The 13,724-nt window shown below is 32.1% G+C and carries 13 protein-coding genes; 7 read left to right on the plus strand and 6 right to left on the minus strand.

What is annotated here, in order from left to right; genetic code table 11:
* Nucleotides 1-9: 9 nt before the first annotated feature.
* The gene (gene msrB / locus K5I29_RS06655; RefSeq protein ID WP_264435115.1) at nucleotides 10-402 is read left to right on the plus strand and encodes a peptide-methionine (R)-S-oxide reductase MsrB; all 393 of its coding nucleotides are present in this window, start codon (nucleotides 10-12) and stop codon (nucleotides 400-402) included.
* Between the two features lie 184 nt (nucleotides 403-586).
* On the opposite strand, the gene K5I29_RS06660 is transcribed toward msrB, so the two are convergent.
* Nucleotides 587-3,547 carry a histidine kinase gene (locus tag K5I29_RS06660; RefSeq protein ID WP_264435116.1) on the minus strand — a complete coding sequence of 987 codons (2,961 nt, stop codon included), beginning with the start codon at nucleotides 3,545-3,547 and terminating at the stop codon, nucleotides 587-589.
* Nucleotides 3,528-4,283 (minus strand): LytR/AlgR family response regulator transcription factor, encoded by a 756-nt coding sequence (locus K5I29_RS06665; protein WP_264435117.1) that lies wholly within the window; start codon nucleotides 4,281-4,283, stop codon nucleotides 3,528-3,530. Before K5I29_RS06665 ends, K5I29_RS06660 begins: the two co-directional genes overlap by 20 nt.
* 193 nt (nucleotides 4,284-4,476) lie before the next feature.
* On the opposite strand from K5I29_RS06665, the gene K5I29_RS06670 reads away from it, so the two are divergent.
* Entirely contained in the window at nucleotides 4,477-5,238 is a 762-nt protein-coding gene (locus K5I29_RS06670; protein ID WP_264435118.1) for a TIGR02757 family protein, read from the plus strand.
* A gap of 49 nt (nucleotides 5,239-5,287) precedes the next feature.
* On the opposite strand, the gene K5I29_RS06675 is transcribed toward K5I29_RS06670, so the two are convergent.
* Nucleotides 5,288-5,887: a YkgB family protein gene (locus tag K5I29_RS06675; RefSeq protein WP_264435119.1), complete on the minus strand. Its 600-nt coding sequence runs from the start codon at nucleotides 5,885-5,887 to the stop codon at nucleotides 5,288-5,290.
* Between the two features lie 75 nt (nucleotides 5,888-5,962).
* Entirely contained in the window at nucleotides 5,963-6,787 is an 825-nt protein-coding gene (locus tag K5I29_RS06680) for an AraC family transcriptional regulator (RefSeq protein WP_264435120.1), read from the minus strand.
* A 110-nt stretch (nucleotides 6,788-6,897) separates the two neighbouring features.
* On the opposite strand from K5I29_RS06680, the gene K5I29_RS06685 reads away from it, so the two are divergent.
* Genes K5I29_RS06685 through K5I29_RS06705 form a run of 5 tightly spaced genes read left to right on the plus strand, consistent with a single transcriptional unit; the run spans nucleotide 6,898 to nucleotide 12,444 of the window.
* Nucleotides 6,898-8,241, plus strand: coding sequence for a DEAD/DEAH box helicase (locus tag K5I29_RS06685; RefSeq protein WP_264435121.1), 1,344 nt, complete (start codon nucleotides 6,898-6,900; stop codon nucleotides 8,239-8,241).
* A 40-nt stretch (nucleotides 8,242-8,281) separates the two neighbouring features.
* The gene (locus tag K5I29_RS06690) at nucleotides 8,282-10,186 is read left to right on the plus strand and encodes a BatA domain-containing protein (protein WP_264435122.1); all 1,905 of its coding nucleotides are present in this window, start codon (nucleotides 8,282-8,284) and stop codon (nucleotides 10,184-10,186) included.
* Entirely contained in the window at nucleotides 10,183-11,439 is a 1,257-nt protein-coding gene (locus K5I29_RS06695) for a dihydroorotase (protein ID WP_264435123.1), read from the plus strand. The genes K5I29_RS06690 and K5I29_RS06695 overlap by 4 nt, the downstream gene beginning before the upstream one ends.
* Entirely contained in the window at nucleotides 11,432-11,779 is a 348-nt protein-coding gene (locus K5I29_RS06700; protein WP_264435124.1) for a hypothetical protein, read from the plus strand. Before K5I29_RS06695 ends, K5I29_RS06700 begins: the two co-directional genes overlap by 8 nt.
* Nucleotides 11,780-11,781: 2 nt before the next feature.
* A complete protein-coding gene (locus K5I29_RS06705) occupies nucleotides 11,782-12,444 on the plus strand; it encodes an alpha/beta hydrolase (RefSeq protein ID WP_264435125.1) in 663 nt (220 codons plus the stop codon).
* Nucleotides 12,445-12,460: 16 nt separating this feature from the next.
* Here K5I29_RS06705 and K5I29_RS06710 read toward each other — a convergent pair whose 3' ends face one another.
* Nucleotides 12,461-12,943, minus strand: coding sequence for a hypothetical protein (locus K5I29_RS06710; RefSeq protein WP_264435126.1), 483 nt, complete (start codon nucleotides 12,941-12,943; stop codon nucleotides 12,461-12,463).
* 71 nt (nucleotides 12,944-13,014) lie between these two features.
* Nucleotides 13,015-13,569 carry a hypothetical protein gene (locus tag K5I29_RS06715; RefSeq protein ID WP_264435127.1) on the minus strand — a complete coding sequence of 185 codons (555 nt, stop codon included), beginning with the start codon at nucleotides 13,567-13,569 and terminating at the stop codon, nucleotides 13,015-13,017.
* Nucleotides 13,570-13,724: the final 155 nt, after the last annotated feature.

Genomic DNA, 13,724 nt, shown 5'->3' on the forward strand with positions numbered 1-13,724 from the left:
TTGATACATATGAGTTTTCCGCTACAAAAAACAGAAGAAGAATGGTTGGCTATATTAGGACCAGAAAAATATTATATTTTAAGACAAAAAGGCACGGAACGCCCGTTTACCGGACAATATAATTTACATTTTGATAAAGGAACTTATTGTTGTGCCGGATGTGGTGAACCTTTATTTGAATCTGATTCTAAATTTGATTCACATTGTGGTTGGCCAAGTTTTGATGATTCGATTCCGGGCAAAGTTCTTTATGAGCATGATTTTAGCCATGGCATGCAACGCATAGAAATTTTATGTGCCAATTGCGGCGGGCATTTAGGCCATGTTTTTAACGATGGTCCGCAAGAAACTACCGGAAAAAGATATTGTGTAAATTCGGCTTCAATAAATTTCTCTGAATAAAAGCAAATAAAAAAGCTCATTCCGAAACCGAAATGAGCTTTAAAGATGTAACTTTAAATATTAATGCCCTAATATTTTATTACTTCTCCCTTATTCCCAGCACAAAATTAGGAAATAAAAACAGATTAAAAATGGCTAATTTGTAAACGCAATCATTTAAACGTTCAAATAACTTAAATAAGGCTTAAACGTACAATTTAAAGCTAATTTTATTTTGGTTTAATTCAGAAATATATGTAATTTGGTTGGCTTTTGTTTGGTTGCAGTTTTTAATACATTCTTCTAACAGCTGTAACGTATTGTAAAACCTATTATTTACTTGGGTTGCAATGGGTGCAATAGATTCGCCGTTATGTTGGTACGTAATTAAAATAGATGCATCATCTACCTCATCAATATAAATTTTTATGTAAGCTGATGTGCTATTTTCATAAAATGAATGATTTAGCAAAATTTCTACAATAGGATGCAAAACAAAAGATGGTAAAAGCGCATCATTGGTATCTAAATTATCCTCAATAATCACATCAAAATCAATAGTAAAATCAAAACGCGAACGTTCTATTTCTAAATAGCTTTTTATATAATTGATTTCGTTTTGAATAGAAACCGTTGTTTGAGATCCGTTATATAATAAGTTTCTGAAAAATACAGCAAATTGCTCGTTGTATTGCAAAGCTTCCTGATTGTGTTTTTGTAATAATAGGTATTGAAAATAACTTATGGCGTTAAAAATAAAGTGCGAATTTAATGCATTTAAAACCATTCGCGTTCCTACAGCGGGTTGAGATGCATTAGGTAACAAAACTGCATCTTTTTGAGGTTGAAGGTTATAATCTAAATTGGTAATTTGATTCAGGTAATTTACCAAATTTTTACTTTTATAAAATAAAAACACAAGAAAACCACTACAAATACAAATCACTAAAATAACACCAATTAATACCCAGTTGGTATGATCAACCTCAACCGTAAGTAAATAAAATTTCTGACGATTTTTATTTACAACATCTAAAAACTCCAATTCAATTTGATAGCTTTTTTTATTTAAATCAGGAATATGCACCACATGTTCGGCAGAAAAGCTGCTCCATGGCCCGTTAGGTTGGGTTTTATAGCGTACCAAGTGCCCTTTGGTATCTTTTTTTGTAAACGGAATAAAATCTATTGTTAAAGCATTTTGTTTAGAACTAACTTTTAACAGCTTATGCTTTTCTACTTCTGAAGTATAATAATTTTGCTTATTTTCATCAAAAATGGCATTTATAGCCACGTTTTTTACTTTGTTGTCGTACAATAAAAAATCGGGAATATTAAATTTGTAATATCCTCCCTGCCCGCCAATATATAAATCGTCATCAATAACTTTACCTGTTATGTATTTATTTTGTGGTAATCCGTACGATTCTCCTAATATAAAATGAGAATCTTCAGAAAAAAACTCAATACCAGATTCTGTACCAATTATCATATATGGACCATAATTATCTACAAAAAATGGCGTTTCTCCACGTAAATTTGAGGCTGGTATTTTTTTAATTTGCTTAAAACCTTTGGAAAGATCAAACTCAAAAATACCGTCGGTTTCTGTAGCAACAACCAATGTGTTATTTTGTGTTTTTTGAATAAAACTTATTTCGGTTATCGGAAAAACCTTATTGTGTACCAATGATTTAGCTTCACCTTTTTCAATTAAAAAAAGCCCGCGATTATTGGTTAAAACTACTATTTTATCATCAAAAACATAACCTTCTTGCAGGTTATTTGGTAACGAGTTCGGATTTTTTGCGTAAAGATTACCAATAAATTCGTTTACCGGTTGTTGGTTGGTATGTTTTTTAAAACAATAAGGCTTTTTATTTTGTAAAACAATTGGCGCTTCGGATTCAGATACTTTTATAAATTTCTGAAAATCTTTGGTTATTTTAAACTTACCAATATTGGTTTGTACAAATAAAATATCGTCATCAACTTCAACATTTAAAAAATGGATGCGTAAGTTAGGATCTACCGTTTCATCGTCAAAAAATTTACGATCAAATTCGTACAACAAATCGTCTTTTTTATTTTTTATTTCGATGCGATCATTATAAACAATAATAACCTTTTCTTTATAATCTTTTATTTTAGTTACCGTTGCATGGTTGGCTTTAAAAAATCTTTTGTTTGGATTCATATCAAAAACCATTAAACCATCTTGCTGAGTTGCAACATAAGCTTTTTGAGTTTTATCGTTAATAGCAACTTTGGTATAGGAATTAGAAAATCGATCGTCCGGAAACTTGTATTCTTTTATGCTATTGTCAGGATAAATAAAATGCACGCTGCCGTTATCGCCAGAAATAGAACGGCTGATTGCAATAAAATGATCGCCTCGATTTATAAATCGGTTGGCGTTATGAATCGGAATTTCTGCAACGGAGTTTAAATTATTTACATAATCGTCAGCATTATAAACTTTAATGGCATTTAAATTTCCTTCGTAAATTTTATTTTGCCATAAAAATAAGCTGGTAACGTAATCGTGATTTCTAACTTTTACAATTCGGGGCTCGAGCTTAAATTGATTGATAATTTTAAACACCCCGTCGTTTGGAGTTATAAAATAAAGTTGGTTGTTAATTTCTGCAAAATCAACAATTGGGAAATCCAGATACTTTTTAAACTGTTCAATTTTAGGAGAAATAATACCTTGAGTTTCGGTATTATAAATAGATAATCCTTTATCAGTACCAATATAAATTAATTCATCTTTAATATAAATTCGATTAATTTTATTGCTTAGCAATCCTTTAGATTCATCTATTTGTTGCAACTGGTTTTGCGCATATTTATACAATCCATTACCATAGGTTGCAAACCATAAATCCTGATTATCATCTTGTTTAATGTCAGAACATTTTAAAACAGCACCTCCGTTTTGCGGTATTAAATCGTACAACTTACCGCTAACAAACAAGTAAACCCCGGCATCGGTACCAACCCAGGTTTTATTGTTAGAATCGATAAATACGGTAGTAACATGATTACTAGCTAATCCTGATTTTCTAGAAACTTGTGTGGTTAAATAACTTTGGGAAAAGGAGTTTGTAGTAAATAAAAGGAAAAGAGATAGATAAAGTAGTTTAAGGCGTAAAAAATGCATTTGAAAAATCTTTTTTATTTCTAATAGACATTGGTAATACCGTTCCGTCAACCAAATAAATATTGCCTAAAGATTTATCGAAAGATTTTACATAATTGATGTTTACTAAATAACTGCGATGGCATTTTTTAAAAATTGCAGGATCAAGCTGATCTTGAACACTTTTTAATGATTTAGAACATACAAAACCTTTTTCGTCATTAATGGTAAAAATTTCACAATACGAGCCGTCTGCTTTTAAATGCGTAATTGTATTTACGCTAAAAACCTCAAATCCGTGGGCATTCGGGATTACAATACGAGGGCTGTATGTAGAATTGGTACTCATATTATCCATTAATATAGAAATCCGATCTACTTTGGTAGTTTGTGTTTTACGCTTTTTTAAGCGTGCAACCACTTCTTTAATATGATTTTCGGTAATTGGTTTTAAAATATAATGCATGGCAGCCGACTCAAAAGCGCGTATGGCATATTCTGCATGTGCTGTAACAAATACAATTTCGCAGTTTACGACGTTTTTAGTCCGCTCTACCACCTCAAATCCGCTTTTATTTTGAATACTAATATCTAGAAAAATAAAATCGGGTTTTAATTGGGTTATATTTTTAACCCCTTCATCAATAGTTCCGCATGAAGCTACAATTTGTATTTCATTTGGAAATGACTGTTTGCAAATTTCCTCAATGTGTTTCCGAACGTGCAGTTCGTCGTCAATTATTATTGCTTTAATCATTACTTTCATTCGTTTAGTTAAATCCCGCTCAAAAATACAATAAAATTCCCGATTTTATTACAAAACCTATCAAAAACCTAATTTTACAAGAAAAAAAGATAAATAATCATTTTCTTACATTATTATAATAACGAGTTGGGCGCTTGTTAACAAAAAAGAAACAATTAGAGAATTAAATTGTATTTTTGAATTTATGAAAATCAATGAATTAAAAGAATTTTTAGACGAAAAAGTTTTAACATTCAATAGTCCGGATTTTATTGCAGATGATCCGGTACAAATTCCGCACTTATTTACTGAAAAAGAAGATATTGAAATCGCTGGCTTTTTAGCTGCAACAATTGCGTGGGGAAACAGAAAAATGATAATTAACAATGCGCATAAAATGATGCTTTTAATGGGCAATTCACCCTACGATTTTGTGTTGCATCATACGCCGGAGCAATTAGAAAAATTAGACGGGTTTGTGCACCGTACCTTTAACGCAACTGATTTTAAACAATTTATTCGGTCGTTGCATCATATTTATACCCAACACGAAGGTTTAGAAAATGTTTTTTACAACCAAGGTAATTATAACTTGCAACAAAACATTTCGCATTTTAAACGCGTTTTTTTTGAAATTGAACACGAAGTGCGAACCGAAAAACATATTTCGGATCCGTTAAAAGGTTCGGCTGCAAAACGCATAAATATGTATTTACGTTGGATGGTACGTAACGACAACCACGGAGTAGATTTAGGGATTTGGAAACAAATTACACCTGCTCAACTTTCGTGCCCGTTAGATGTGCATTCGGGTAACATAGCGAGAAAATTAAACATCTTAAAACGTAAACAAAACGATGCCAAAGCATTATTAGAATTGGATACGTTTTTGCGTAAATTAGATCCGGTTGATCCGGTTAAATACGATTTTGCGCTGTTTGGATTAGGTGCAATTGAGAAGTTTTAATATAAAAACGGTTAACCAAATGGTTAACCGTTTTTATTATTTACGCTTGTTATTTTAATATTTTTTTTGCTGAATCGGCTGCTATAACTAAACCACCGGCCATCATAATAATATCTTTAATTACCAATCTACCTGCTGCAGATAAATATGGGAAACCAAATTGAGGCGACGGAAAATCTCCTCCTAAGTTAGGCACCCAAGTTTCTGGAGTAGTTATTAAAAACGATAAAGTAACAATAGCCATCAAAAAGGTTAAAACACCGCCAATAAAACCAGCCTTATCAAACCAAATGCCCAATAAAACAAAAGTTCCAATTCCAATAATAACAACGCCTAATCCGTATGAGAAAATGTAGGTATGGTTTTGTTTGTGCCAATCAATGTTTTTTTGAACTACTTTACCTTCTGGATTTTTATACAACGTATATTCGGCAACCAATTCGCCTTTATCATTCTCTGCCATATTACCCGAATTTGCGTAGAAAAAACTCATAAACGGACTATTTGTTACAAATGCAACAATACCGTCTGCCTCGTACTGAAACGCTTTTAATCCGCCAATCCAAGCCATTACAACAAAAATTGAAATACGTAAAAAGTTAATAAAGTTTGCTTCTAACTTAGCAAATGCAACCAATAATTTTTCCATGCTTATATTTTTTAGAATCCAAAATTACATGGATATATATAATAATAGAATGGATAAAAACGAGTAATGCATGTGTTATTTTGCCACTTTGGCGATGCCAACATTATCTCTAAAAACTTTAGGCGAAACCCCTACTTCGTTTTTAAAAAATCGACTAAAATAAAATTCATCTTCAAAACCTAATTCTAAAGCAATTTGATTGATATTTTTATAGGTTAAATGCAACATTTTTTTGGCTTCTAAAACCAATCGTTCTTGAAGCAATTTTTTAGGTGGTTTACCAAACAGATTTTTTATTTTTTTGCTGAAATTACTTTCAGAATACCCATAATGCTCGGCATAAAACGACATGTTTTTTTGTTGTTTAAAATGCAGTTCTATAAAATTTTTAAAATCGGCTAAATCCGACTTATTTTCTAGGGGCGTTTTTAATGCATCTTCTTGCTTTTCTTTACTGCTTAAAGCCAATATTAATTGCAAATAAGCTTTTAGTACCGAAACAACATAACTTTCGGTTGCCGATTGTAAATTTTCAATTTTAATAAATAAACTTGCTATTTCATTAAACTCAGATTCTGGTACGGTTACAAAAGGCGTTGAATAAACGTTATTAAACAAAATTCCGTTACAAGCAACTTCTTCTTTATGATATTCTATACAATAAAAATCACCATGAAACTCAAGTAATTTTATTGCTTGATTGGGCAACGTATCAAATTGTAACAATTGATAAGGCGCTAAAAACAACAAGGTATTTTTAGGCACGTTATAAGAAATAAAATTGATAGAAAACGAGCAAGCTTCGGGCAACAAAACCACCAAATAATAAGGCAAATTAAAAGGAGCAGTTGTTGTTTTGGGGGCAATCGTTTCTATTTTTATGTATGTACTAGAATCCATGGCTTAAAAATAACGAAATATTTAAAACCGAACCACAACTGTTTTAAAAAAACAAAGCGATTGCACGTGCTTTGTACTTCAAAATACTATCTTTGTAAAAATATTAAGAAATGAAAACTTTTGAGCAATTTAACTTACCCAAATCTTTACAAAAAGCCGTTGACGAATTAGGATTGGTGCACCCAACGCCGATTCAGGAAAAAGCATTTCCCGTAATTATGTCCGGCCGCGATGTAATGGGAATTGCTCAAACCGGTACAGGTAAAACCTTTGCTTACTTATTACCTATTTTAAAACAATGGACATTTGCTAATGTACATACGCCGCGCGTATTAATTTTAGTACCAACGCGTGAATTGGTAGTGCAGGTTGTAGAAGAAATAGAAAAATTAACGCAGTACATGAATGTGCGCTCGTTAGGTGTTTTTGGTGGAGTAAATATAAATACCCAAAAAAATGCCGTTTACGAAGGTGTTGATATTTTGGTAGGAACGCCAGGCCGTGTTATGGATTTGGCTTTAGATAACGTAATTCGATTTGATTTACTACAAAAATTAGTTATTGACGAATTTGACGAAATTTTAAACCTTGGGTTCCGCTTTCAGCTTACTTCTATCCTTTCTATGCTAAAAGATAAACGTCAAAACATTTTATTCTCGGCAACCATGACCGATGATGTAGATGATGTTTTAGAAGATTATTTTGATTTTCCGGAAGAAATTACTTTAGCAAAATCAGGAACTCCGCTAGAAAATATTGAACAAATTGGTTACGAGGTACCAAACTTTTTAACAAAAGTGAACCTGCTGAAAGATATGTTAACCAATCAAGAAAACATGTCGCGCATTTTGGTCTTTGTAAACAATAAAAAAGTTGCCGATATTGTTGAAACTAAATTAGCCGAAACCTTTGAAGATCAGTTTGGCATTATTCACTCAAACAAATCTCAAAATTACCGTTTAAATACCATGGCAGCTTTTCAGCGTGGCGAATTGCGCGGTATTGTTACAACCGATGTTATGGCGCGTGGTTTAGATTTTGACGATGTTACCCATGTAATTAACATGCAGTTGCCTCAAATTCCGGAACAATATATTCACCGTATTGGACGTACCGGACGTGCTGATAAAAAAGGAATTGCCATTTCATTCATTGCTCCAAAAGAAGAAGAAGTTTTATTGAGCATTGAAGAATTGATGGATATTGAATTAACGCTTGAACCGTTGCCAGAAAATATTGAAATTTCTGAAAGCCGTTTAGATTTTGAAAAAGATAAAGTAAAAGTGAAGTTTTTACTTAAAAAACCAAAATTAGACGGCGGAGCATCTTTTCATGAAAAGAAAGATAAAAACAAAAAAGTTAATTTAGGCGGACCAGGTAAACGCACACCAAGAAAATCTGCCCCAACAAACCGAGCGGTAGAAAGAAAAAGAGCTCAAAAAAGAAAAAAATAGTTTATCTTTTAATTGTTATATTTGATAAACTTTACATAAAATGCAATTTAAAAATCCAGAAATACTTTACTTTTTATTCGCTTTACTTGTACCTGTTTTGGTGCATTTATTTCAATTAAAAAAGTTTAAAACCATGGAATTTTCTAACGTTGCATTATTAAAAGAAATTCGCTTACAAACACGTAAAAGTTCACAAATTAAAAAATGGCTTTTATTGGTTTGTAGGCTTTTTTTATTAGCAGCATTAATTTTTGCTTTTGCACAACCTTATTTTCCGGCCAAAAACCCCAACTTAAAAACGATGCCGTGGGTTATTGCATTAGATAATTCTTTTTCGATGCAAGCTCAAGGTGCAAAAGGACCGTTATTACCGCGAGCCGTTCAGGAAATTTTAGAAACAATTCCTAAAAACCAAACCTTTTCGTTGCTTACCAACAACCAATCTTTTTGGGAAATTGATTTAGCCACCAATCAAACCGAATTGCAACAAATAACATATAGCGCGCATCCGTTTTCTATTCAAAACACACAACATATTTTAGATAAACATTTTAACCGACAACCTTATCGTTTATTGGTAATTTCTGACGGTATTTTTGCTAACTATTCTACAACAAATCATTTAGAAAATGCGTATTTATACCAAATGCAAGCCGTAAATAAAACAAACGTTGCTATTCAATCGAGTGCTTTTAACGGCACTGATTCAAATTTTAATGTTTTAGAAATTACCTTACAAGGTTACGGAATACAAGACAGCCTTTCGTTTAGCTTATCGGTAAACGATGCAAACAAATTATACAGCAAAACCAAAGTTACTTTAGGCAGTGCAAGTAAAAAAGTTACAATTAATTTACCCAAACAACCTATAAATGGGCAAATTAGCATTGATACGCCCGATTTAGAATACGACAATCATTATTATTTTAGTATTGAAGCTCCTCAAGCTATTAAGGTTGGCGTAGTTGGTACATCAATTCCTGAAATAGAAAAAATTTTTAATCCGCAACAAGTTGTTTTTGAATCCGTACAAAGTGCTGAAAAACTTAGTGATTTTTCAACAATTTTAATAAACCAACAAAATACCGATTTAAACCTTTGGGGCAGTGCTTTAAAAAAGGCATACAACCAAGGATCTCAAATTATTTATATTCCTAGCTTGCAGGTAACAACCGCAGCACATAATGATTTTTTATCGCATTTTGGTGCGTTAAAATTCAGTACAATTCAAACATTTAAAAACAGCATTACCCAAATTCATACCGATCATTCGGTATATAAAAATGTTTTTGAGCATAAACCTGAAAAGCAAACCTACCCAACAACCAGTCAAAATTTTGTGTTACAAGGTACCGTTTTACCAATTTTATCGTATGCAAATAACGAAACGTATTTAGGCAATTTAACTAACGGATTGGGGAATTTATATGTATTTAGCTCTGATTTGCAGCTTGCACAAAGTTCTATTTTACAAGCGCCCATAATTGTACCAACTTTTTATAATATGGTAACGCAACAACAAGAAAATCAGCTCCAAAACTTTGGTATTTACAGTACCGATTCTTGGGTTATAAATGGTAGTTTCAATCAAAAACAACCGATTGAATTGGAAGGTAAAAAACAATCTGGCATACCACAGCAACAACCTATTGGAAATAAAACAAAAATAGGTTTTGAAAATTTCCCTGACTTTGCAGGTAATTATATAGCAAAACAAGAAAACAAACCAATAGCTTCGGTTGGCTTAAATTATAATCGTTCAGAAAGTAATTTAACGTTGTCTGATGCTAAATTATTTAATAATTTTGTACCCGTAGAATCTGTTAACGAAGCGCTTGTGCAAATGAACCAAAACAATTCTGGCACAGCACTTTGGAAATATTTTATACTAACAACACTACTTTTTTTAATACTAGAACTACTAATCCAGAAATTCGTAAAATGAACGTAATTTTAAAAAATGCAAAAGTAATTGATGCGCATTCTCCGTTTCACAACCAACAAGTTGATATAAAAATTAAAGACGGGGTTTTAGTTGAAATTGCTGCTTCGATAGCAAACGATTCTGAATACCAAACGGTAAATTTACCAAACTTACATGTTTCGCCAGGTTGGTTTGACAGCTCGGTTAGCTTTGGAGAACCGGGATATGAAGATCGCGAAACCATTGCAAACGGTTTACAAACCGCTGCAAAATCTGGATTTACTTCCGTTGCTTTACAGCCCAATTCTAATCCAGTAATAGACAATCAATCACAAATTTATTTTGTAAAAAACAAAGCACAAAATCAAGCTACCGATTTATATCCGATTGGTGCATTTACAAAAAATGCAGCCGGAACAGATATGGCAGAAATGTTTGATATGCAAAATGCAGGAGCCGTTGCTTTTGGTGATTATCAAAAAAGTACAAGCAACGCCAATCTTTTAAAAATAGGTTTACAATACGTTCAAGATTTTGATGGCTTGCTAATCGCATTTGCTCAAGACAAAACTATTAAAGGAAATGGCGTGGTACACGAAGGCATTGTTTCTACAACCTTAGGTTTAAAAGGAATTCCGCCTTTGGCTGAAGAAATAGAAATTGCTCGTAACTTATTTTTATTAGAATACACCGGCGGAAAGTTACATATTCCAACCGTTTCAACCGCACAATCAGTTGCGTTAATTAAACAAGCAAAAGCAAAAGGTTTGCATGTAACATGCAGCGTTGCAGTGCATAATTTGGTTTTAACCGATGCTATTTTAACTGAGTTTGATACGCGCGCTAAAGTTATGCCACCGGTTCGTGACGAAAAACATCGTGAAGCTTTAATTCAGGGCGTTTTAGACGGAACGATTGATGTCATAACTTCTGACCACAATCCGCTAGATATTGAGCTTAAAAAAATGGAATTTGATGTAGCACAATTTGGTACCATTGGTTTAGAAAGTGCTTATGTAGCTTTACAAACCGTTTTACCTACCGAAGTTATTGTAAAAAAACTAACAGCCGGTAAAACCATTTTTAAACTAGAAAACAACACCATAAATACCAATCAAAAAGCAAACTTAAGTTTGTTTACTCCAAACGGAGATGGTATTTTTACCAAAGCAAATATTTTATCAAAATCTAAAAATAGTATTTTCTTAAATCAGCCCGTAAAAGGTAAAGTTTACGGCATATATAATAATAAAACTTTAATTACGAATGAGTAACAACAATTTCGAAAAAAAATCTAACGAAGTAGAAACGGGTAAAAACATAGCCATTGTAGCCTATTTTTTTATATTAGGTACTATTATTGCAATGTTTATGAACATTGATAAAAAAAATCAATTCGCATCCTTTCACATCCGCCAAGCTTTAGGGCTAAATATTGTTTTTTACGCCTTAGCATATTTGGTTGGTAATATTGACAATTGGATGGCATCAGCAGCTTTTTATCTTTGCTTTTTAATTTTGTGGTTGTACGGCTTTACAAGCTGTTTACAAGGACAAAAAACAGAAATTCCTTTGTTAGGAAAGTATTTTCAAAACTGGTTTAAAAATATATAAATATGTTACATACAAACTTATCGGTAAGTTACATTGTTAGAGAACCTAAAAATGTAAAAGCAAGCAATCCTTTAATTTTATTATTACATGGATACGGAAGCAATGATGAAGATTTATTTTCGTTTGAAGGCGAATTAAATGAAGATGCGTACATTGTTTCGGCACGTGCACCACATGCATTACCTGGTGGATACGGATTTGCTTGGTACGCAATAAATTTTGATGCCGACATGAACAAGTTTACAGACGATAATCAAGCAAAAGCTTCGCGCGATTTAATTGCTACGTTTATTGATGAGCTTGCTGCAACATATCCAATAGATAAAAATGATGTAACTTTAATTGGTTTTAGCCAAGGTGCTATTTTAAGTTATGCAATTGCTTTAACGCATCCTGAAAAAATAAAAAACATTGTAGCCTTAAGCGGTTATTTTCATCATGAAATTATGCCAGAAGGTTACCAAAACGATCCGAAAGTAAAACAAGTTAATATTTTTGCTTCGCACGGAACGGTTGATCAAGTTATTCCGATTGAATTGGCTAGAAAAACACCGCAAATCTTTAAAGATTTTGGTAAAGAAATTGAATACCGCGAATATCCGGTTGGGCACGGAGTTGCACCACAAAACTTTCACGATTTTAATACGTGGTTAAAAAACAACTAATAAAAAAAGCAATGAATTATTCGTTGCTTTTTTTATTATCGTCATCGGTTTTATCTGTTACTAAAACCTCATCCTCATTTTCTTGTTCATTTTCTATTTCAACTTTATTAACTTTAGCTTGCAAGCCTAAAAGTTGTACCCAATTAAATAGCAGTATAAAAAAGATAATTTCGGCTCCAATACTGTAAAATTGATTGTTACTTACCACATTTAATAAGGCGTTTAATAAGTAAAAATTAATGGCTATAAAAAAGGAAAAAAACAGGCTATGTAGGCGTTTTAAAATCCAGGCTTCATCTTCATCTTTTCTTTTATAAAAATTTAAAAAAAACAAAGCTAAAGAAGCGAACCCGAAAAGCAATTGTTGTAAGGTTTCTACTTTTAATTCAGACAAATTTGTTCCAAAAATTAAAAGTAATACATAGCTTATCGCAGTAATTACCAATAAAACAAAAGCAATTTTTTTAAAATAACGCGGTAGCAATATTAAGTTTTTCATAATACGTTTGTGAAATACAAACATAACAAAAAAGGAATAAGTGTTTAAACATCTTATTCCTTTTTTCTGTTTTATAACGAACTAACTTCTTGTGCTGTTTCGTAAAAATAGGTTTCTTTTTTATTAATATATTCTATATAATCGTATATAATTTTATCATTGGTAGCAATATAATCACCAGTAACATTTGGTCCTTCGTATGTTCCTCCATTTTCGCGAACGGTTAATGCAATTTTAGTTATGTTAGAATTGGCTAATTGTTGCATTTGGCTTGGAGTTAAAGAATACAATGATTCTGCCATTCCGCCGGCATCCATTCCGCCTTCGTTATCTAACAATTCGTTTGCAGGTACCGTAAAATTTGTTCCGTTTTTTAAAAACACGGTTAAATCACCATCCATAAAAACGGTTTGGTCCGGAACCGGTAAAACTAAAAATAAATAACCACCATTTGAATTCTTAGCAATTTGCACCTGCAACTTTTCTGCCCATTGGTAATTTTTAATTTGAAAATTCCAGATATTAGTTGCCGGAAATTTAGCTTGCCCAACGCTAATGAAATTTTGAGAAAAAGCAGTAAATGAGATGGTTAAAAAGAACAATGTTAGAAGTATTTGTTTTTTCATAATAAAAGTAGTTTTATATAATATATCATTTTAGTTATTAACGTTGGATTAAACAAAATCTTGCATGGTTGCACTAAAATAACGAATATTTTTATAATTTATGTATTAGTAAAAAATAGTGCATAAAAAAACGTCCTGTTTTAAACGGGACGTTT

The sequence above is a fragment of the Flavobacterium agricola genome, from assembly GCF_025919725.1.
Lineage (GTDB): Bacteria > Bacteroidota > Bacteroidia > Flavobacteriales > Flavobacteriaceae > Flavobacterium > Flavobacterium agricola.